The 1358-nt window shown below is 71.8% G+C and carries 1 protein-coding gene; it reads right to left on the bottom strand.

The features are described from left to right. Window positions 1–1358, bottom strand: a 1358-nt coding sequence (locus AB0915_RS39205; protein WP_366696189.1) for a condensation domain-containing protein, incomplete at both ends; no start/stop codon positions are given.

Genomic DNA, 1358 nt, shown 5'->3' with positions numbered 1-1358 from the left:
CATCTGCCCACGGCGACCGCCGCCATCGACTCCAGGACCGCGCGGTACATCGCCGCGAGACGGTCCGCGCCCTCCCGGCCGAGGATCCGCGGGTCGACCGTGAGCAGCAGGCCGCTGCCCCTGGCCGCGACCGCCAGCCCGAACTCCGTCGCCCCCTCGCCATCGCCGGACTCGGTGTCGACGACCTCGCTCTCCGCCTGGGCGTCCGCCAGGTCGAGATAGCTGAACCTGACGTCGAGCAGGCGGGTTCCGTCGCCCAGTTCCCGCTGCATCACCGGCATCGGGAAGCGGCGGTGCGACCAGAGCGCGCCCTCCTGGTCGAAGACCTGGCGGATCAGCTCGGCCCAGCTCCGCGCACCGCGCCGGTAGGGGAAGGGCACGGTGTTGAGGTACATGCCGTAGACCCGCTCGGCGCCCACCATCTCGGGACGGCCGCTGGAGACCAGGCCGGTGCAGAAGGCGTCCTCGGCGGTGAGCTGGCTCATCACCTTCAGGTGCGCCGCGTGCAGCACGGCCTTCAGCGAGGTGCCCGTGGCGCCGGCCGCGGCGCGCAGTCCGGCGGTGAGATCGGTGAGCGGTACGTGTACGGTCCGCGCACGGCCGCCCGGCTCGGCGTCCCCCCAGCCCGAGGGGAGTTCGAACGTGGCGTGGTCCGCGAGGATCTGCCGCCAGTAGTCACGGTCCTCGTCCGAGGCGAGTGAGGCCAGCTCGGCAGCGACGAAGTCCGCGTACCGGACCTCGGGGGTCTCGACGACGGGCAGGGTCTCCCCGGCGCGCAGCCGCAGATAGCCCTCGACGATGTCGCTGAGCAGGGTGCGGTGGCTCCAGCCCTCCGTGATCGGGTGGCAGACACTCACCGACAGCCACCACGCCTCGTCGGACTCGACGAGCGCCGAGATCCGCAGCAGCGGGGCACGGGACAGGTCGAACGGGTTGGTCCGCTCGCTGACGATGTGCGCCCGGCGTGCTTCGGCCTGCTCCTCGGCCGTCCGGCCGCGCAGGTCGTGCACGGTGACCGGGATCTCCGCCTGCGCGTGGATGAGCTGCAGCGGCACCTCGAAGCCTTCGAGGTCGAAGGAGGCCCTCAGCATCTCGTGGCGTTCCACCACGGCCTGCCCGGCACTGCGCAGAGCCTCGACCTCGAACGGCCGGCCGTCCTTGATCCGGAACGTGGTGGTGTTGTGGTACTTGTTCAGCCCGTCGTCGGCGAGCATCTCGACGAGCATGCCGAGCTGCACCTGCGCCAGCGGGAAGGCGTCGGTGAGGCCGGCCGGGAGCTTGGCCCGGTCCTCGGCCCCGATCAGGGCGAACGGAGCGACGACGGTGGACTCGGTAACCGGTTCGCCGCCGGTGAGCGC

It is taken from the genome of Streptomyces sp. NPDC048411, assembly GCF_040704695.1.
Classification (GTDB): domain Bacteria; phylum Actinomycetota; class Actinomycetes; order Streptomycetales; family Streptomycetaceae; genus Streptomyces.
The sequence above is the reverse complement of the archived record's forward strand: the minus strand, read 5'-3'. Positions and strand labels throughout refer to the sequence as shown.